The 17,278-nt window shown below is 61.3% G+C and carries 20 protein-coding genes and 1 pseudogene; 8 read left to right on the top strand and 13 right to left on the bottom strand.

Features of this window, described 5'->3' with window-relative positions; all coding sequences use genetic code 11:
• Positions 1–7: 7 nt before the first annotated feature.
• Entirely contained in the window at positions 8–622 is a 615-nt protein-coding gene (pdxT, locus tag EA462_RS02350) for a pyridoxal 5'-phosphate synthase glutaminase subunit PdxT (protein WP_124176955.1), read from the bottom strand.
• A 138-nt stretch (positions 623–760) separates the two neighbouring features.
• Entirely contained in the window at positions 761–922 is a 162-nt protein-coding gene (locus tag EA462_RS02345; protein ID WP_124176954.1) for a preprotein translocase subunit Sec61beta, read from the bottom strand.
• A 167-nt stretch (positions 923–1,089) separates the two neighbouring features.
• On the opposite strand from EA462_RS02345, the gene EA462_RS02340 reads away from it, so the two are divergent.
• The gene (locus tag EA462_RS02340; protein ID WP_124177185.1) at positions 1,090–1,359 is read left to right on the top strand and encodes a thioredoxin family protein; all 270 of its coding nucleotides are present in this window, start codon (positions 1,090–1,092) and stop codon (positions 1,357–1,359) included.
• Positions 1,360–1,461: 102 nt separating this feature from the next.
• Here EA462_RS02340 and npdG read toward each other — a convergent pair whose 3' ends face one another.
• Entirely contained in the window at positions 1,462–2,130 is a 669-nt protein-coding gene (npdG, locus tag EA462_RS02335) for an NADPH-dependent F420 reductase (protein ID WP_124176953.1), read from the bottom strand.
• 73 nt (positions 2,131–2,203) lie between these two features.
• Positions 2,204–2,893, bottom strand: coding sequence for a VOC family protein (locus EA462_RS02330; protein ID WP_124177184.1), 690 nt, complete (start codon positions 2,891–2,893; stop codon positions 2,204–2,206).
• Positions 2,894–3,021: 128 nt separating this feature from the next.
• Between EA462_RS02330 and EA462_RS02325 the strand changes: the two genes are divergently transcribed.
• Positions 3,022–3,705 carry a hypothetical protein gene (locus tag EA462_RS02325; RefSeq protein ID WP_124176952.1) on the top strand — a complete coding sequence of 228 codons (684 nt, stop codon included), beginning with the start codon at positions 3,022–3,024 and terminating at the stop codon, positions 3,703–3,705.
• Between the two features lie 68 nt (positions 3,706–3,773).
• Positions 3,774–4,196 carry a hypothetical protein gene (locus tag EA462_RS02320; RefSeq protein ID WP_124176951.1) on the top strand — a complete coding sequence of 141 codons (423 nt, stop codon included), beginning with the start codon at positions 3,774–3,776 and terminating at the stop codon, positions 4,194–4,196.
• A 92-nt stretch (positions 4,197–4,288) separates the two neighbouring features.
• On the opposite strand, the gene EA462_RS17680 is transcribed toward EA462_RS02320, so the two are convergent.
• Positions 4,289–4,423 carry a hypothetical protein gene (locus EA462_RS17680; protein WP_279387000.1) on the bottom strand — a complete coding sequence of 45 codons (135 nt, stop codon included), beginning with the start codon at positions 4,421–4,423 and terminating at the stop codon, positions 4,289–4,291.
• A 79-nt stretch (positions 4,424–4,502) separates the two neighbouring features.
• A complete protein-coding gene (locus EA462_RS02315) occupies positions 4,503–4,712 on the bottom strand; it encodes a ribbon-helix-helix domain-containing protein (RefSeq protein ID WP_124176950.1) in 210 nt (69 codons plus the stop codon).
• Positions 4,713–4,931: 219 nt separating this feature from the next.
• Between EA462_RS02315 and EA462_RS02310 the strand changes: the two genes are divergently transcribed.
• Positions 4,932–5,261: a DUF5789 family protein gene (locus EA462_RS02310; RefSeq protein ID WP_124176949.1), complete on the top strand. Its 330-nt coding sequence runs from the start codon at positions 4,932–4,934 to the stop codon at positions 5,259–5,261.
• Between the two features lie 194 nt (positions 5,262–5,455).
• Here the strand turns inward: EA462_RS02310 and aglJ are convergent, their stop codons facing one another.
• The 4 genes from aglJ to EA462_RS02285 form a co-directional block, all read right to left on the bottom strand.
• Complete coding sequence (gene aglJ, locus EA462_RS02305) at positions 5,456–6,478, bottom strand: S-layer glycoprotein N-glycosyltransferase AglJ (RefSeq protein WP_124176948.1); 1,023 nt, start codon at positions 6,476–6,478, stop codon at positions 5,456–5,458.
• A gap of 621 nt (positions 6,479–7,099) precedes the next feature.
• Complete coding sequence (locus EA462_RS02295; RefSeq protein ID WP_124176947.1) at positions 7,100–8,494, bottom strand: UDP-glucose dehydrogenase family protein; 1,395 nt, start codon at positions 8,492–8,494, stop codon at positions 7,100–7,102.
• Between the two features lie 71 nt (positions 8,495–8,565).
• Complete coding sequence (locus EA462_RS02290; RefSeq protein WP_124176946.1) at positions 8,566–8,856, bottom strand: ribbon-helix-helix domain-containing protein; 291 nt, start codon at positions 8,854–8,856, stop codon at positions 8,566–8,568.
• Positions 8,857–8,946: 90 nt separating this feature from the next.
• Positions 8,947–9,828 (bottom strand): sensor domain-containing protein, encoded by an 882-nt coding sequence (locus tag EA462_RS02285; protein WP_124176945.1) that lies wholly within the window; start codon positions 9,826–9,828, stop codon positions 8,947–8,949.
• A 767-nt stretch (positions 9,829–10,595) separates the two neighbouring features.
• Between EA462_RS02285 and EA462_RS02280 the strand changes: the two genes are divergently transcribed.
• Positions 10,596–10,805, top strand: coding sequence for a hypothetical protein (locus EA462_RS02280; protein WP_243641345.1), 210 nt, complete (start codon positions 10,596–10,598; stop codon positions 10,803–10,805).
• A gap of 112 nt (positions 10,806–10,917) precedes the next feature.
• On the opposite strand, the gene EA462_RS02275 is transcribed toward EA462_RS02280, so the two are convergent.
• Together EA462_RS02275 and aglF are read right to left on the bottom strand one after the other, a co-directional pair.
• Positions 10,918–11,142, bottom strand: coding sequence for a ribbon-helix-helix domain-containing protein (locus tag EA462_RS02275; protein ID WP_124176944.1), 225 nt, complete (start codon positions 11,140–11,142; stop codon positions 10,918–10,920).
• 144 nt (positions 11,143–11,286) lie between these two features.
• A complete protein-coding gene (gene aglF / locus EA462_RS02270) occupies positions 11,287–12,018 on the bottom strand; it encodes a UTP--glucose-1-phosphate uridylyltransferase AglF (protein WP_124176943.1) in 732 nt (243 codons plus the stop codon).
• A 132-nt stretch (positions 12,019–12,150) separates the two neighbouring features.
• On the opposite strand from aglF, the gene EA462_RS02265 reads away from it, so the two are divergent.
• Together EA462_RS02265 and EA462_RS02260 are read left to right on the top strand one after the other, a co-directional pair.
• Positions 12,151–13,944: an ABC transporter ATP-binding protein gene (locus tag EA462_RS02265; RefSeq protein ID WP_124176942.1), complete on the top strand. Its 1,794-nt coding sequence runs from the start codon at positions 12,151–12,153 to the stop codon at positions 13,942–13,944.
• Between the two features lie 130 nt (positions 13,945–14,074).
• Positions 14,075–15,268 carry a hypothetical protein gene (locus EA462_RS02260; protein ID WP_124176941.1) on the top strand — a complete coding sequence of 398 codons (1,194 nt, stop codon included), beginning with the start codon at positions 14,075–14,077 and terminating at the stop codon, positions 15,266–15,268.
• 242 nt (positions 15,269–15,510) lie between these two features.
• Here EA462_RS02260 and EA462_RS02255 read toward each other — a convergent pair.
• A pseudogene (locus tag EA462_RS02255) lies at positions 15,511–16,122 on the bottom strand (ISH6 family transposase); the annotation flags it as partial.
• A 46-nt stretch (positions 16,123–16,168) separates the two neighbouring features.
• Between EA462_RS02255 and EA462_RS02250 the strand changes: the two are divergent.
• The gene (locus EA462_RS02250; protein ID WP_124176940.1) at positions 16,169–17,275 is read left to right on the top strand and encodes an IS630 family transposase; all 1,107 of its coding nucleotides are present in this window, start codon (positions 16,169–16,171) and stop codon (positions 17,273–17,275) included.
• Positions 17,276–17,278: the final 3 nt, after the last annotated feature.

The following is a 17,278-nucleotide window of genomic DNA, read 5'->3' as shown; positions in this document are numbered from 1 at the left end:
GGGATCGCTACGGGGACTGCGGGGGAACCGACGCGTCGTCGGTGTCGAAGAACGTCAGCTCGTGGATCCGACTGTCGGGCGTCAGTTCCGGGTGAAACGAGGTGCCGACGACCGATCCCTGCCGGACCGCGACCGGTCGATCGTCCCAGCTCGCGAGCACCGACGCGTCGTCGACCTCGTCGATGGCCGGCGCGCGGATGAACACCGCTGGATACGGCTCGTCGCCGAGTCCGTCGACCGACAGCGGCGCTTCGAAGCTGTCCTTCTGACGGCCGAAGGCGTTCCGTTCGACGGTGACGTCGAGCAGCCCGAGTTCGTCGACCCGATCGTCGGCCGCGTCGCTCGAGGCGACGATCAACCCCGCACAGGTCGCAAGCAGCGGTTTACCGGCCTCGACGTGCGCCCGAATCTCCGGTGCGATCCCGTCGCCGTGGACGAGCCGCGAGATCGTCGTCGATTCGCCGCCGGGCATCGCGAGGAGGTCGCAGTCCGGAACGATCCCCGACTCGCGGATCTCGTGGACGGTGACGTCTCGGTCGCGGGCTCGAGCCGCCCGTTCGATCGCGTTCGCGTGTTCTTCGACGTCGCCCTGGACGGCGACGACGCCTGCAACGAGGGACATACCGCGGCGTACGGAGCAGGGGCTGAAAAACCTCGCGTCACGAGGGCGTAACTGCTCACCGAGTTAGAGCTTCTCGAGAACGAAGCCGCATCTACAGGCGGTCTAGAAGACTGATCCGGGGATCGACCCCGAGGCGGTTCACGAGACGAACGAGAGCAGCTGAACGAGGACGCCGATCATGACGCCCGTCGCGATGACCGTCTTCGGGTTGATGAGAATCGCGTTCGAGTCCTCCGTATCGAAGTACCGGACGAGCCCGGCACTGGACATCAGTCCGCCGGTATTCTGTCCTTTATCCATACAGCGTGTTACTGGGCGCGGCGAACTAAACCTTTCGACGTTCGATCGAGCGCCGTCCCCGCCGCTTTCAGCGCGGGCGCTCCGTCGGGCTGACGGTGTCGATGGAGGCCATCGCCTCCGAGTGGGAAACCCTTATGCGCGGCGCGTGGCAACTGTCGATGAACCGTATGACTGTCACGCTCAAGGACTTCTACGCCGACTGGTGTGGTCCCTGCAAGACGCAAGACCCGATCCTCGAGGAACTCGAGGACGACTGGGACGGGCGATTCGAGGTCGAGAAGATCAACGTCGACGAACAACAGGACGTCGCGAACGAGTATCAGGTACGCTCGCTGCCGACGCTCATCATCGAGAACGACGACGGCGTCGTCGAGCGCTTCGTCGGGGTGACCCAGCGAACCGATATCGAGGACGCCCTCGAGTCGGCCGACGCGTAACTCGAGTCGATCGGCGCGTAACTCGAGTCGATCGGCGCGTAACTCGAGTCGATCGGTACACGGGCGGAATCAACCGACGCACGAACCGTCTTTTCGCGGAGTCTAGATCCACTTCACGCCGACGTCGTGCATCTCGTCGTTGTACTTGGCGATGTTGATGACCAGCGGCGTCACGCTCTCGACTTCCGCGGCGTTCGCGAGCGGGCCGGCGTCGAGCGCGCGGAGCCCGTCGATCTCGTTCGTGAGGTCGGTCACGGTCGCTTTCGCGTCGGTGTCGTCACCGACGACGAGCGTATCGAGGTCGAACTCGACGTCGAGGTCCCCGAGTTTGCCCGCCGCCAGGTTGTGGTACGCGCCGACGACGGGGACGTCGTCCGACGCTCGCTGGGCGACGAGTTCGCTCACGCTTCCCACTCCCGGCGGGTGGTAGTGCATTCCGTCCTCGTCGCCGTTCATGCCGACCGCGGGCGTGACGAGGACGGTTTCCGCGTCGAGGCTCCCGTCGATCGCTTCGACGGTGTCGCCGGCGTAGTACGGCGGCACCGAAAGGATCGCGACGTCGGCCCGGTCGGCCGCCATCTCGTTGCCGAACCCGTTGAGATCCGCGTCGGCGCCTCGCGCCTCGAGTTCGGCCTCGTAGCTCGCGACCGCCTCCCGCGCTTTCTCCGGGTCGCGCGAGCCGATGAGGATCTCGTGGTCGGTGTCGCGCGCGAACCGAAGCGCGAGCCCTTCGCCAATATCGCCGGTGCCACCGAGTAGTGCGATTCGCATACTGTCCACTCCGAACGGGGGGCCGATAAATGGACAGGAGATCGGCCGATCTCGCCGGCGTTCCGGACGCCGCTCACTCGAAGACGAGGTGATGACCGTCCGGATCCCTGACGACGACTCGGGTGCGGTCGCCGTCCTCGAGCGACTCGACTCGACACGCGCGGTCGACGACCGCCTCGAGCGCGGCCGTCGGGTCCGGCGCGTCGAAGCCGAGGTCGACGTGGACGCCACCGCGGGCGTCGGCCAGTCCGAGCTGGGGCTCCCAGAGCTCGAGGGCCATCGGCCCGTCCATTCGGACGCGTTTCCGTTCTGTGCCCGTATCGATCGTCTCGAAACCCAGGTCGGCGTAGAACGACTCGGCTCGATCCACCGATTCGACCTCGAGAACCACCTCGAAGATCCCGTCGATCCCCGGTCCCGGGACGTCCCGCTGACCGAGTTCGACGCAGTTTCCGTCGGGATCGTACAGGTACAGCGACGACGCCTCACCGAATCGCATCTCCTCTAGGTCGTGGGACTCCTCGAGGCTCTCCCACCACTCGTCGTACTCCTCCGCGGGGATCGAAAGCGCGTAGTGGGTGTGGAGGCCGCCCCGAGGGAATCCGGTCGGTCGTCGACAGACGAGGTCGGTGTCGCCCGCGGCGAAGACGAGTTCGCTCTCGCCGCGCTCGCGAACGGCCATCCCCAGCTCGCCGCCGTAGAATCGACGCGCCGGCTCGAGGAACTTCACCTCGAGTGCGAGCCGGGAGAGTCCGGTGAGCATGGTACAGTCTGCGCTCGGGAGCGCCAAAGTTCCGTCGTCCGTCGACCGGTCTGGCCACTCACAGCCCGCGTGTCGACAGACCTCCATCGCTGGTTGGTTTTATGCGTCGAGCGACCGAATTGGCCACCATGACGTTTCGCGTCGACGAGCGCGCAACCGACCTTCGAGAGATCGACCGCTACGACCGCGGCGTCGGCTGGATCGCCCACCCCGACGAGCGGATGCAGCGGGCGAGCCACGCGATCGACGTCGACGGAGAGCTCTGGGTCGTCGATCCGGTCGACGCCGACGGGCTGGACGAACTGCTCGTCGAACACGGCGACGTCGCCGGCGTCGTCGTCCTGCTCGATCGCCACAAGCGCGACGCGGCGGCCGTCGCGAACCGCCACGACGTTCCGGTGTATCTCCCCCGACAGTTCGACGGGGTTTCCGAGGAGATCGACGCGCCGGTCGCTCGCTTTTCGGACGAGCTCTCGGACACCGGCATCGAGGCCCACACGCTGGTCGACAATCGGTTCTGGTGCGAGGTCGCGCTCTACGATCCGGCGGACGGGACGCTCGTCGTCCCCGAGTCGCTCGGAACGGCCGAGTTCTTCGTCACGGGTTCCGAACGTCTCGGCGTCCATCCGATGCGCCGGCTCGTCCCGCCGCGGGCACAACTCGAGGGGCTCAGCCCGACCCGGATTCTCGTCGGCCACGGCCCCGGCGTCCACGAGCACGCCCCGAAGATACTCGAGCACGCGCTCTCCGGGTCCCGGTGGCGGACCCCGCGGCTGTACGCGAAGACCGCCTGGGGGATGCGGCCGTTCTGAGCCCGACTCCGGGGGCCGCCGTCGAGTATCGGGCATACAGCTAACTACGTGCTCTCCCTAGGATTCGTATGGTGTATATCACGCGTGCGCTCGTCGACGTTCTGCTCGATCTGGCGAACGACGCCGATCCGAACCGCGTGACGACCGGCGTCTCCGTGACGAACGCGAGCGAACTCGAGGGTGCCGACGGCCTGCCGCCCGAGACGCCCGTCTTCACCGATTTCTACCTCCCCAATTCCGGTAACGCCGTCAACGCCGTCTTCGGCGTCGACCTCTCGACGCCCGCCCGACAGGCCCAGGGACAGTTCGTCTCGCATCCGGTCCGGGAACTCGAGGTGACCAAACGCGACGACCTCGCGCAGGTGATCTTCGTCGCGGTTCCGCCGTGGACCACCGACGACGACTCCTTCGCCGCCTTCGGTCGCGACGGCGAGCGAAAGCGCCTCGAGATCATCGACGCCGAACCGCCGGCGCAGTCGCTCGCCGGCTAGCTCGCGGAAAGAATTCGGATCTCGAGTCGTCGGCCGCCGTCGCCGGACTCCACGCCGCCGTCCGGTACCGGCGGACTCGAGTCGTCGGTCGATCAGTCGCCGGCCGGCGACGGCCAGTTCCCGTCGTCGATGAGCCGGTCGATGATGCTCTCTCGGTTCGATTCCTCGCCGTCGGTCCCGTCCTCGGATGGGAAGTTCGGAACGTGTGGCATCGAACTCGCCTCCACCAAGAACTGTCCGTCTCGAGACGGAAAAACGTCGGGCCGGCGACGATCCTCGAGACGGACGCGATCGGCCGGGTGCGAACTACTCGAGGTAGCCGAGGCCCCTGAGCTGTTCGGTGATCTCTTCGAACTCGGCTTCAGTTAGTTCGCCTTCTTTCTGGTGCTGGATGACGATGCTGCGCAACAGGAACCGAACGAGGTCGCTCGTGCTCTGAAAGCTCGTCCCCTCGATGGTCTCCTCGACGCGCCCGGCGAGATCCTTCGGGATCGAAACCGTGGTGTACTCGGTCATACTCGGTACTCCGTCGCCGGGATCAAAGGCGTGTCGACGAGCTCCGTACAGGACACGTGACGAGCTCCGTACAGGACACGTACGAGTTCCGTACAGGACACGTGACGAGCTCCGTACAGAGCGCGTGACGAACACGTCCCGTACGTCGGGGCGGCTCGTCGTCGCGCGGCGGACGTCGTCTTCGTAGCGATTTTCATACCGGGCTTCCAATCGTGGTGTATGGGAGTCCGGCCACCATCGAGCGGAGACGACGAGGAACCGAAGAGCGTCGAGTTCGGCATCGCGGCCGTCGCCGCCCGGCTGAAACACGCGGATCTCTCGTTTCCGGCGACCAAAGACGACGTCGCGGCCGAACTCGGCCACGAGCGAATTCCCTACGACGTTCACGGGAACGACGTCCCGCTCGGAGACATCCTCGAGGAGGTCGAGACGTCCGAGTTCAAGTCCCGCCAGGTGCTGTTGAACGAGCTACACGGCCCCTTCGAAGTCTACCGCAAGGAGAACTCGGGCGGGGTTATCCAGCAGATGCGGTCGATGCTCCCGTTCTGAACGCGGGTTCGCTTCGCTCATCGGTCGTCGTCGATGGGACCGGAGCCGGGCGGGTAGTCATCGATGGGACCGGAGCCGGGCGGGTAGTCATCGATGAAATCGGAGCCGGGCGAGTGATCGTCGATGGAATCGGAGCCGGGCGAGTGATCGTCGATGGAATCGGAGCCGGAGGGCGACTCCTTCTCGCGGACGGATCAGTCCTCCTTTCGGCCGGATTCGTGCTCGCGTGCGTCCCGCGTGATCTGCTCGAGGCGACGGCGCTGCTCGCGGTGTAACGTCACGAGCATGTCCGAGAGGACGCCGAACATGAGCAACTGGACGCCGAGCAAGACCGCGGCCGCCGAGACGAGCGCCAGGATCTCGTGGCCAGCGCCGTACTGGACCCACCGCCAGAGGACGTAGGCCGCGACGATTCCGCCGGAGGCGATGCCGGCGACGCCGAGGCTCCCGAAGTAAAACAGCGGGTTGTTCGTCTTGGCCAGCGAGTACAGCGCGAAGATGATCGTCCCGCCGTCCGTGACCGGGTGGAGGTTCGTCTCAGACTCCTCCGGTCGGGCGCTGTAACTGATCGGGACGATCGCGGTGTCGACGCCGTGTTTGACGCACTCGACGGCGAGTTCCGTCTCGATGGTAAAGCCGTCCGAATCGAGCGACAGTCGCTCGAAGGACTCGGTGGTAAAGGCGCGATAGCCCGAGAGGATGTCGTCGTAATCGGCACCGTGGATGAACCGGAACGAGCGGTTGATCAGCCGGTTGCCGAAGCCGTTGAGCGCCCGCATCGCGTCGTCGTCCATGTCCGCGAACCGGTTCCCGATGACGTGTTCGTAACCCCGGGCGAGCGGCTCGAGCATTCGTTCTGCGTCCGCCGGGTCGTAGGTCCCGTCGCCGTCGAGCATCAACACGTACGGGACGTCGACGTACTCGAGGACCTCCCGGATCGCCTGTCCCTTGCCGGTTCCCGACTGGACCAGCACCTGCGCCCCGCGGTCCGTCGCGATCCGGCGCGTGTCGTCCTCGGAGCCGCCGTCGACGACGACGACGTTCGTATAGCCGTGGTCGTGGAACCCGTCGATCACGTCCCCGATCGTGGCCGCCTCCTCGAGCGTCGGGATCAGGATACAGACCTCGTCCGCAGAGATTTCGTGGGTCCGCTCGGTCATGGCGAGAACCTCCCCACCACGCTCGAGCGTCTCCGTGCGGGCTCCTTCATTCTCCATCGCCAGCCACTCGTTGGTCAGCCCGCAAAAGGATACTGGTCGCGGTCACGGCCCGATCCGCTTTCAACCGTTCCAATTTCAGTAGCCTTCAGTAGTACACCGTAAGAAACGGGTACACTGTTGGACGACTGGGCCGCGTCCATCACTACCATCTGCGTTCGACTCGGGCACGGCGACAGCGGGTGCTATGACAGCCGACCCACCACCAGTGGTCGCCGCTGCCTGTTCGGGTTCGTAGGCAACGATGCCAGATCCGAACGTGAGCCGCGTGCCAGCGTCAGAAGCGAGTTCTGACGAGGATCGCGAAGCAGCGTTTCGCTCACCAGCGGAACGGCAAGCTAGCACGATTTTAGAGATCAACACAGATATGCTTGTATCCGATTTTCCCTGGCTAACGCTTTATCCTTTCATCTCTTAGTACTCTTCTTATTAGTTATCGTTGTGCGACTGTACCATCCACTCGTAATAATCGCCGGCGTGGCCTCGGAATACGACGCGACCGTCGTCTCTGCCAACATAGACGATTTCCGGACGCTCGGCGTTCCGGTCGAATCGTCTCTGTGAGCCGGCGATCCGCCGATCAATACGCTCCGTCCGACCGCCCGTTCGCTTCGCTCGTTCTCACCACGTCAGTCCTTCGTACACCTCGAGTTCGCCTCGGTCGACGTCGATCCGTCGGCCGTCGACGAGGACGCGCCGGGCCATCCCCGCAACAGAGAGGTCGTCGAACTCGGGCCAGTCGGTGGCGACGACGGCACCCTCGGCTCCCTCGAGTGCGTCCGCGGCCGAGTCGGCGTACTCGACCGGGAGGTCGGGATGGGCGCTCCGGACGTTCTCCATCGCGACGGGATCGTAGGCGACGGGGCGTGCGCCTCGCTCGAGGAGCGCGTCGATGACGTCCAGCGCGCGGGACTTTCGCACGTCGTCGGTCCCCGGCTTGAACGAGAGTCCGAGCACCGCGACCCGTGCGCCCTCGAGATCGACGTGCTCCTCGAGTACGGAGACGAGCCGGCGCGGCTGGGCGTCGTTGACGGCGACGGCGGCGTCTAACAGTGCGGGCTCGTAGCCCTGCTCTCGCGCGCCCGCTCGCAGCGCGTCGACGTCCTTCGGGAAACACGAGCCGCCCCAGCCCAGTCCCGAGCGCATGAACCGCTCTGCGATCCGGTCGTCGAGGCCGACGGCCGCGAGCACCTCGTAGGCGTCCGCGCCGTAGGCCTTGGCCACGTTGCCGAGCTCGTTGACCAGCGACACCTTCGCGGCGAGAAAGGCGTTGTTCGCGTACTTGATGAGCTCGGCCTCGCGAACGCCGGTCTCGACGAGATCCGGCGGATCGGACGCGTTCGAGCCCGCGGCGGTCGAGTCGTCGCCGCTCGAGTTGTCGGACGCGTTCGGTTCGTCGCCGCTCGAGCCCGCGGCGGTCGCGGCTCCGAGGATCGGCGCGTACAGCTCCCGGAGCGTCGCGGCGGCGTCCTCGCTCGTCGCGCCGATCACGACCTTGTCCGGCTCGAGGAAGTCCTCGACTGCGGTCCCCATCCGGAGGAACTCCGGGTTCATCGCGAGTTCGACGCCCGTTCCGATCGTCGTATCGGCGGTCTCCTCGAGGATCGGCCCGACGACGTCCTCCGTGGTCCCCGGAAGGACGGTGCTCTTGACGACGACGAGGTGGTCGTCGCCCGCCTCGAGTTTCGGGGCGAGGGCCTCGCCCAGCATCTCCGTGCCGGCGCGCATGGGCGCGAGCTCGAGGCTGCCGTCGTCGGCCTGGGGCGTCGGGAGACAGAGGAACGTAACGTCCGTCTCGCGAACGTCCGCGTACTCCGTCGTCGCCCTGAGAGACGTTCCGGCGTGTTCCTCGATGCGCTCCGCGAGTCCCTCCTCGTGGATGGGTGCCTCGCCCGCGTTGATCGTCTCGACGATGCCCTCGTCGATCTCGACGTTGACGACGTCGTGGCCCAGGTCCGCGAGACAGGCGGCGACGGTCGTCCCGACGTAGCCGCTGCCGACGATGGAGACGTACATAGCGCGTCAAACGAGGGGCGAGCGTTAGTCGTTTTTGGGTTCGCGTCGGGCCTGACTCGAGCGGGTCGGGTTCACGGCCGACTCGAGGGATCCTCGGACGGGTCGGAATCCTCGGGGGCGAACGCGTCGCTCTCTCCTGTCCGACGGGCATGTTCGACGGCCGCGATCTCCTTCCAACTCTTGCGGGTCAGTCCAGGATGCCGGACGGCATCGCGGAGCGCTTCGCGGATGAACTCGCTCCGGCTGTTGTATCCTTCTTCAGCCCACGTCGCGTCGATATCCTCGAGAAACGTCTCGGTCAATCGAATGTTGATGTTCGTCTTCTCCGGGTCGTCCCCGTTTTGTGTATCCCCACTCGACATACGCACGTGTTACAGGCCGCGTGGTATAACCGTTCGTCCACGCGAGACGTGATCGTCACCTGACTCGCGGTTGTTCCACCCCCTCTCGCGTCACGGCCGACTCGAGGGATCCTCGGACGGGTCGGAATCCTCGGGTGCACTCGAGTCATCGAGCGCATTCGACCCCTCGGACGAGTCCGGGTTTTCGGGTGCGTTCGGGTTCTCGAGTGGGTCCGCGTTCTCGGGTTCATCCCTCCCCTCGAGCGACTCGGGTTCGGTGGCCGCATTCGATCCGTCGGATGACTCGGGTTCGGTGGGTGGCTCCGCCTCGTCGGTCGACGCCGATCCGTCGAGCATGGCGAGCGCCATCCGGCCGGCGACGTACGCCACCGCGTTCGAGACGTGGGCGAAGAGAACGAGGCCGACGAGTCCGAGGAACGCGGCGAGGGCCGCCTCCGGGAGCGTCCCGATCGCCCAGGCGATCGGCTCGTCGTTGACCGTGACGAACTCGACCTCGTGGGGGTAGCGAAGCGGCGACGACACCAGCGAGACGAGCGTCGCGAACACGATCAGGAGGACGAACGCCACCACGGCCAGCCAGGACTTCAACACGAGAAAGCCCACGCCCCGCCAGGTCGAGGCCGCCTCGAGATAGCGCTTGAACGTTCCCCAGAGTCCGGACGACCCCGTGCGCGTGTCTTCCGGACGCTCCAACTCGAGATCCAACAGCGCGTTCGCGAGGACGCGTTCGAAGCCCGCCAGGACTCGAGCGCTGACGAGGACCGCGAGCAGGATCACGAGGCCGATACCGAACAGCGAGAGGATCGCGCCGAAGAGGAACCCGAACAGGAGGATGAACCCGTACGCGAACCCGAGGGGTATCGCCAGCAGTAGGTAACACAGGTTCTTGTACGTCCGGGGCTCGATCGCGACGCCGAGGATACCGTCCGCGGGGGACGCGCGGAGGCGATCCGATATCGTGGAGGGCGACATACGTGACAGGTGTTGGACTGGTCTGTGTATGAGTGTTTGGGTCGTTGGTGTGGGTGTGGTGGGTTTTTTTGGAGTGTGGCTATGTGCGGTGGTGGGATTGTGTGGTGTGGATTGGGTAGAACACACCGGGCCACCACCAATGGTGAGGATGGGTTCGGAACGAATTCTCGAGTCGTGCGTGACGCTTCGAAAGCCCTCGCCGTCCTCGCGGTCGCTCCGACGGATATCCTCGCTTGCCGCGGTTCTCACTCCCGTTCGAACCGCGCGGCGCTCGGACAGGGCCGCCGGAGCGACGCTCCGCGCTCACGGCTCCCGCGGGTCGCCGTTCGCCCGGCGCGAGAACGGCTCGCCCTTTCAGTCCGCCAGGAACGGACACCGCAACGGCCTCCGCGCGCCTGCCCTTCCCCGGGTCGCACGACCCGCGCTACGGCGCGGGCACGTGCTCTCGGCCACGTCATTCTCGGTTACCGTTTTACAGGATGGTACGCGTGTCTCGTAACCGATTCACTGGACGAGTCCTGACCAATATTCACTCGATTTCCAGTAGATATAAGTCACACACAGTCGAACATAGTGATGGAAGTCAGTACTCCAACAGGTACAGGGGGCATGTACGGAAATGCCCCGGGTGTTAGAGGCACCCGAGGCTGGCTTCCAAGTCGACCTCGTTACGAGGCCATGTTCAACTTACCCCCCACGAGACATAAACGTCTCGCACGACCGCCGAACCGCCAACAAACACGATTTGCGCTCGAGGAGCCTTCGCTATGGAACCCCAAGAGGAGCCGATGACCGACAGAGTATCGTCGGACACCACGTCCGGTACCGGAGACGCCGACCCTCCCGGTCCAACGCGCTGTCCCCGCTGTAATACCCCGATCGCCATGGTCTCGAGTACCGGGCCACTGACCCACATCGCCACACCCTGTGGCTGTCAGGTTTCAGCGGACGTTCTCGACAAGGGGGACTCGAGGTAGAAACTGGGGCTGAGCGACAGGACACACCGCTTTTGGGTCTGAAATCGACTCGAGATCGACTGCTAAGCTGAATCGATCGTCAACGTTCCAAATAGCGAGAACGACATCAGTATCAACGGACACGCTTTCTCTCCAGCCGATCCTCGATGTCCTGCTCGGCATCGTCTGCTGCTCGTTCGTGGAGACGTTTCTGGTGTGCTTCGCGAGTAACCAGCCGTGCACCGTATCGGAGTGCTTCGGATCGTGACCCGAACTGCCCTTCGTCCACGAGATCGTCGAGCTCCTCGACTAACCCTTCCGGAATGGAGACGGGGATCGATCGTCTATCTGTGCTCATGTGTATACATATGTGTAGAAATGGTATAGAGATTGTGTATGGTCGTTTTCGAAGCCTGCACATTCATCACTGCTATCAATCGAGCAACTCAGAAACACGAGGTTAGAGAGGTAACGACGGGTGTCGGGTCGGACTGATGGGGTGCTACTCGGCAGGCGTTTGCGCTTTCTCCTCGAGTCGCTCGGCGGCTCGCTCGCGATCCTCCGGGTAGCCGACATCGATGCGCCAGCCGTCCATCCGGATGGCGTCGATCGTTCGCCCGGACTGGATCAGCAGGTCGATCGCGTCCGGGAGTTCGTACTCGCCGCGATCGCTCGGCTGCACGAGATGGCAGGCGTGGAAGATCGCCGGCGTGAACGTGTAAAAGCCGGTCATGACCAGGTTCGACGGCGGGTCGTCGGGCTTTTCCATCACCTCGACGATCTCGCCGTACTCGTTGGTGTCGAGGACGCCGTACCGGGAGGCTTCCTCCATGGGAACCTCCTCGACGAGGAAGGCGGCGTCGGCGCGGTCTTCTCGCTGGCGGTTGACGACGTCCCCGAGGTTGCCCCGGAAGATATTGTCGCCCAGCATGAGCACGAAGTCGTCGTCGACGTGTGGCTCCGCCTGGAGGATGGCGTGTGCGAGTCCCAGCTGTTCGCGCTGGTGCGTGTAGGTTATCGGGACGCCCTCGTACTCGTCGCCGTAGCGCTCGATGATCTGTTCTTTCCGGTAGCCCACGACGACGATCAGTTCCGTGACGCCGATCTCGAGCAGGTTGTCGAAGACGTCCTCGACGAGGGGTTTGCCGTCGACTTCCACGAGGACCTTCGGCTTGTCTTCGGTGAGCGGCCGGAGGCGGGTGCCCTTTCCGGCTGCCAGAACGACTGCTTGCATGTTCTACATGGTTCTGACAGGGCGACATATACTTTGTGAGCGATCGTTCTCCGTTCATACCGGCAGCGGCTGGTCCAATCACGCGAAACAGCATGTTTATGAACCGCGAACCGGAACCGTAGATAATTCCGAATGACGGACGCTGCAGATCTCACCTGGCGCGAAAAGGCCAACGCACTGGCTCGAGTCGCTCGATATCGGCCACTCCTTACGTTCGGCCTGGTCCTCCTCGGCGGATTCGTCGCGTTCTTCGAGGGAGTCGGCCTCGGCTTCATCTATCCGATTATCGAAGTTGCACAGGCCGAAGAACCGGTTGCAAGCGACGGACCGGTTATGGACGCCTTCATCGCGTTCTACGAGTTCGCTGGTATTCCCTTCACGCTCGGTTATCTGATCCTGGGGGTCGCGGCCGTGATGACGTTCCGGTACACGATGTCGTTTCTTGTGGCATGGCTCAAGGGCGTTCTGAGTTACCGGTATGAGCAGACGCTCAGGGCTCGAGCGTTCGAACACGCGCTGGGTGCGGAGGTTGGATACTTCGACGAGGAAGGATCCGACGACGTTTTGAACGCGATCATCACCGAAACCCGATATTCCGGAAAAGTCATTCAAAAGGGAGTCGAACTCATGGAGACGCTCTTTCTAATCTTGATGTACTTCGCAGTAATGTTGTACATTACGCCGTCGATGACGGTGTTCGCGGTTGTCCTCCTCGGAGGAATTACGATTCTGCTACGATTCGTCGTCGAGCCGGCCGTTACTGTCGGAACACGAGTCGCGGAGGCGAACGAACGCGTTCAAGAATCTGTACAAGCAGGTACGCAGGGTATTCGGGACGTGAAGCTCTTTGGACTGGCCGACGAGGTATTCTCTAACTTTTTCGGATCTGTCGAACAGTATGCAACGTCATCGATCGAACTCACCCGCAACGAAGCCGCCATCGACAACTTTTATCGATTATCTGCAGCCGTCACGCTATTCGTCCTGATCTACATCGGATTCGTCTTTACCGGGCTTTCGCTGGGCGAGCTCGGTATCTTCCTCATTGCGATGTTCCAACTCGCTCCCCAGGTCAGCAAGTTGAACAGCCGTCTGTACTCGGTTGAAGGCCATATCTCTCATCTCGTCCGAACTCAGAAGTTCCTGGATCAGCTCGAAAAACGCCAAGAGACTGATGGCGAACGCTCAGTTCCGGATATCCAGCACATCTCGTTTGACAACGTCCACTTCTCGTACGATAATGACGAAACGATTCTCAACGGGATTTCCTTCGAGGTTGAGAAGGGCGAGCTCGTCGCGTTCGTTGGACAATCTGGGGCTGGAAAGTCTACTATCGTTTCGTTGTTAGCACAAATGTATCGTCCAGACAGCGGGGAGATACGGGCCAATAGTTGCCCAATCGAAGAATATTCGCTCGAGGAGTGGCGTGAGTCGATTGCAGTCGTCCGTCAACAACCGTTCATTTTCAACGATACGCTCGAGAACAATATCACGATCGGAAACCGAGATGCGACACGAGAGGACATCGAACGAGTCTGTAGGATCGCGAAGGTCGACGAGTTTGTGGACGAACTCCCGGACGGTTACGAGTCACAGTTAGGTGACGACGGTGTGCGGTTATCTGGCGGGCAGCGCCAGCGAGTCGCACTTGCGCGAGCACTGTTGAAAGATGCCGATTTCCTCGTCCTCGACGAAGCGACGAGCGACCTCGACTCGAGCCTCGAGCGTGAAGTACAGGCCGCGATCGAAGCGATGGATCGTGAGTACGGGATCATCGCGATCGCCCATCGGCTGTCGACGGTGAAGAATGCCGATCGAATCCACACGGTCGATGACGGAGAGATTATCGAATCGGGTACCCACGACGAATTGCTTAATAAAGAAGGCGAGTACGCGGAACTGTACACCATCCAATCTAGGGGGTAAACCGCAGGACTGCCAGTTCCAAATCTGATTCCGATCTTGATTTGATCGGAACGAAATCTCACCTCTGATTCGTTTTCGGGTCCCCTCTACGTTCAATATGTTTATAGTGGTCGCTCAGCGACTCAGACCTATGATCGGTGTATCCGTCTCCCTTTACGACAAGTTCGAGGACCTCGGTGTCTTACTGGATATCGTTCGGAACAACTGGGAAGACGAATACTTCGTTTCAGTCTGTTCGAATCACCCGAATGCTCACGAAAAGGTGTCGGATCTAAGCTCGGAAATCGACCATTTTGAACAGGGTGCACAAATCGATGCCGATGAATCGATAGCCGGTCGATCGAAACGAGTGAATTTTCTGCTCAGAGTCAACAATACTATTCGAACCGCGATTCGAGGAGCCCTCTCGTGTGACGAGGTCGATCACGTCTTGCACCTTCACTCCGATGCCTGGCCGCTCTCGGAAGAAGGGTTACAGTCGCTTATCGATTCGATGGACGAACGTGACGCCTCCGTAGCGTTCAAAACGAGTACAGAGAAATTTCTGGAACAGTATCCGCCTGGGCATTTCATGGACCAGTTTCTTCTCTTTAATGCCACCGACTGTCGGTCCGCGGGCCTCTTCGAACGCGAATTACTCGAGTATCCCCCAGGGATCCACTCGCATCGGCTACTACCGATGGTGTGTCTCGTCGCGTTCGGATGGGGAAGCATCTGGCACTACTCGAACCGATCGGAGGAAGTCCTCTGGGACGGTGAACCCACGCTACGAGCGGGACGCCGGGTTCGTCCGATGACGTACAATCCAAAGTACGCACAGGTTCACATCGCTCGTGAGGACTTCGGTCCAGGACAGGGAAAGTCGCTCCAGGCGTATTACCTCGACGAACACGGACTGACTGAAGGGGAATACATCGACGAGTTACTGACGGACCACCTTCGGGATCGGGACACACTTTTCGACGACATTGCTGGCTACTACGCACAATTTGACGAGGAACTGAAGTGGTACTACGGCGTCTCAACGAGCTCACTCGGACGGAGCACTCGAGATATTGTTGAGTTTACTGATCTCGATGGCCGGGAGAAAATGATGAAGGTCCTGGGACACAATGTAGACGTGTTAGCGAATGGGGTCTATGATCGGTTTCAACAACTTATGGGAGACAGTTCACCGGACATAAGAACAGAGCGCAAGACGAAAGAACTTGATCTTCACAAGCACTACACTCAAGCACTTAATAAAGATACTCTCCCAGAGGATTTACGAGGAAAGCATTTCATGAATACATATAATACTAGACATCATCCCAATGATCTGTAACTTAAGATTTTGCTAAACCAACCGGATCATCGCAAGCTGTTTTATTTTCAGTGATTGCCTTCCCATCAGACCGTCAGCCGGATTTCGTATGATTTTACGCCCCTCTGTAGGAGATCGTTGATACTGTTCAGCTGGCCCTGTGGGATCGAAGAGGACAAGGACACCGCGTCAACGGTACCCGATACGTATGATTCCGCTAGAGATGTTTGGGCCGAAATCGGTTGGTCCCGTCCCAAAGTCGTCTAGAGTTTGCCTCTGGTAGCTTCAGTTGACACCTCCATTGTGATGGCTGTTTTGGCTGACCGCTCGAGCAGTTCGTCGGCGAACGCCGCGAACTGCTCGGGATCAGCGTACTGCACCAGATTCAACCAGAGAAGCGACTCTAGCCCTGTTTCTGACCACCTCATCCATTGATTCTTACACCGTTTCGAAACTTCACCCATGGCTCGTTCGACCACGTTTGATGTCCACGGAACCTGCTGTTGGTTCAGCGCGAACTCCGCGAACGTCACGGTTGCTTCCGCCCATTCCCGAAGGTACGCCGCTGCTTTTGGGGAGTGTTGGTGCTCTAACCTCCAGGCTTCTTTCCGAAGGTTCTCGAGCGTTTGGTCGATCCGCTCGCGGATCGCCAAACGCTCATTCCTCGGTGCATGGAATGCGACAGAGTTCTTCAGATGGAACAGATCATTCGTAACGCCAGAGACGATTGCTTTCCGCTCGGAGAGCGGAAACGCATCGTCTTTCCAGAGCTTGTACCCGAGCGTTCGATCGACGTGAACGAGGTCGAGCTGGTGAGATCGGTCACCATTCTCGAACGCATCGACGAGCGCGTTCTCGGCGTCACTGACGACCGTATAGTGAGTCACAGAAGATTTAGGTGTACCCTGAGTTGAGAGAGTAATGACGGGACGAGAAAAAGAGATCGTCCGTCACCTCAGTGAGGACGATCTCGACCGCTTACTCACACAAACTGACGACGAGAAGGTGAGCAAGCGGCTTACCTTCATCAAACGGCTGTACAAGGGCGCAACACTCGAAGATGCAGCCGATGATGTTGGAATGTCTCAATCAACCGGGAGTCTCTGGGCGAAGCGCTGGAATGAAGGTGGACTCGGGAAACTCACCCCGAACTTCGGGGACGGACGTCCCCCGAAGCTCGGCGAAGACGAGCGCGAGCGTCTTCTTGACCTCCTCGAAGACGGCGAACCGTGGAAGAAACAGGAGATTCAGCACCTCCTGAACGAAGAATTTGACATCGAATTCCATCCAAACTACATCCCGCGACTGTTGGATGATCTTGGCCTCTCGTACGCGATTCCGCGTACAGAGAGGCCAGACCGCCCAGAGAACGCTGACGAAATCCTCGACGAACGCGTTTCCGACGCGTTCGCCGAGGATAAGAAAGATGAGCCTCACAACAAGCAACCTGAGGACGACGGTGATGAGGAATGGACGGTTGACGACGATATTCGGACGGACGGTGGAACAACTATCGGGTTCTTCGATATCTCGCATCCGCAACCATGGGACAATTCACAGCGACTCTACACGGTGAGCGAGCCGACAATCACCCGGCCGCTGGTGAAAATCGATACACCAGCGGCCGGGTTCTATGCGCTCAACGGTGAGAGCGTCCTTCAGTTTCCTCTGAATCAAGAAAAAGAACGGATCTGCGCGTGTTTCGAGGAGATCCGCGAGCAGAATCCGAGCCAGCGGATTCTGCTCGTCTTGGACAACTTCTCGTCACACATTTGTGCGCACACGCGGAAACGCGCCCACGAACTTGGGATCGACCTCATCTTTCTTCCCGTCGGCTCACCGCATCTTAATCCAATCGAGCCGGTCTGGAAGAGTCTCAAATGGGAATCATCGCCCCTGATCGTGGAGGGCGCGGACGAGTACCGCGCCCTCCTCGATAGAATCTTCACGAACCTCACTAACCGACTGAGCTTCGCAGGCTCGTGGATAGAAAACCATCTCAGCAAATTCATCAAGAAGTTACGTTAACCA

Source organism: Natrarchaeobius halalkaliphilus (genome assembly GCF_003841485.1).
GTDB lineage: Archaea > Halobacteriota > Halobacteria > Halobacteriales > Natrialbaceae > Natrarchaeobius > Natrarchaeobius halalkaliphilus.
This window is presented reverse-complemented; position numbering and strand designations above follow the sequence as displayed.

What these genes read in the sequence shown, in the direction of transcription:
- EA462_RS02345 (WP_124176954.1), bottom strand. Translation starts at nt 922, where the DNA reads ATGGATAAAGGACAGAATACCGGCGGACTGATGTCCAGTGCCGGGCTC.
- EA462_RS02250 (WP_124176940.1), top strand. Translation starts at nt 16,169, where the DNA reads ATGACGGGACGAGAAAAAGAGATCGTCCGTCACCTCAGTGAGGACGAT.
- EA462_RS02285 (WP_124176945.1), bottom strand. Translation starts at nt 9,828, where the DNA reads ATGTCGCCCTCCACGATATCGGATCGCCTCCGCGCGTCCCCCGCGGAC.
- EA462_RS02320 (WP_124176951.1), top strand. Translation starts at nt 3,774, where the DNA reads ATGGTGTATATCACGCGTGCGCTCGTCGACGTTCTGCTCGATCTGGCG.
- EA462_RS02275 (WP_124176944.1), bottom strand. Translation starts at nt 11,142, where the DNA reads ATGAGCACAGATAGACGATCGATCCCCGTCTCCATTCCGGAAGGGTTA.
- pdxT (WP_124176955.1), bottom strand. Translation starts at nt 622, where the DNA reads ATGTCCCTCGTTGCAGGCGTCGTCGCCGTCCAGGGCGACGTCGAAGAA.
- EA462_RS02340 (WP_124177185.1), top strand. Translation starts at nt 1,090, where the DNA reads ATGACTGTCACGCTCAAGGACTTCTACGCCGACTGGTGTGGTCCCTGC.
- npdG (WP_124176953.1), bottom strand. Translation starts at nt 2,130, where the DNA reads ATGCGAATCGCACTACTCGGTGGCACCGGCGATATTGGCGAAGGGCTC.
- EA462_RS02295 (WP_124176947.1), bottom strand. Translation starts at nt 8,494, where the DNA reads ATGTACGTCTCCATCGTCGGCAGCGGCTACGTCGGGACGACCGTCGCC.
- EA462_RS02280 (WP_243641345.1), top strand. Translation starts at nt 10,596, where the DNA reads ATGGAACCCCAAGAGGAGCCGATGACCGACAGAGTATCGTCGGACACC.
- aglJ (WP_124176948.1), bottom strand. Translation starts at nt 6,478, where the DNA reads ATGGAGAATGAAGGAGCCCGCACGGAGACGCTCGAGCGTGGTGGGGAG.
- EA462_RS02260 (WP_124176941.1), top strand. Translation starts at nt 14,075, where the DNA reads ATGATCGGTGTATCCGTCTCCCTTTACGACAAGTTCGAGGACCTCGGT.
- EA462_RS02265 (WP_124176942.1), top strand. Translation starts at nt 12,151, where the DNA reads ATGACGGACGCTGCAGATCTCACCTGGCGCGAAAAGGCCAACGCACTG.
- EA462_RS02290 (WP_124176946.1), bottom strand. Translation starts at nt 8,856, where the DNA reads ATGTCGAGTGGGGATACACAAAACGGGGACGACCCGGAGAAGACGAAC.
- EA462_RS02325 (WP_124176952.1), top strand. Translation starts at nt 3,022, where the DNA reads ATGACGTTTCGCGTCGACGAGCGCGCAACCGACCTTCGAGAGATCGAC.
- EA462_RS02330 (WP_124177184.1), bottom strand. Translation starts at nt 2,893, where the DNA reads ATGCTCACCGGACTCTCCCGGCTCGCACTCGAGGTGAAGTTCCTCGAG.
- EA462_RS02315 (WP_124176950.1), bottom strand. Translation starts at nt 4,712, where the DNA reads ATGACCGAGTACACCACGGTTTCGATCCCGAAGGATCTCGCCGGGCGC.
- EA462_RS02310 (WP_124176949.1), top strand. Translation starts at nt 4,932, where the DNA reads ATGGGAGTCCGGCCACCATCGAGCGGAGACGACGAGGAACCGAAGAGC.
- aglF (WP_124176943.1), bottom strand. Translation starts at nt 12,018, where the DNA reads ATGCAAGCAGTCGTTCTGGCAGCCGGAAAGGGCACCCGCCTCCGGCCG.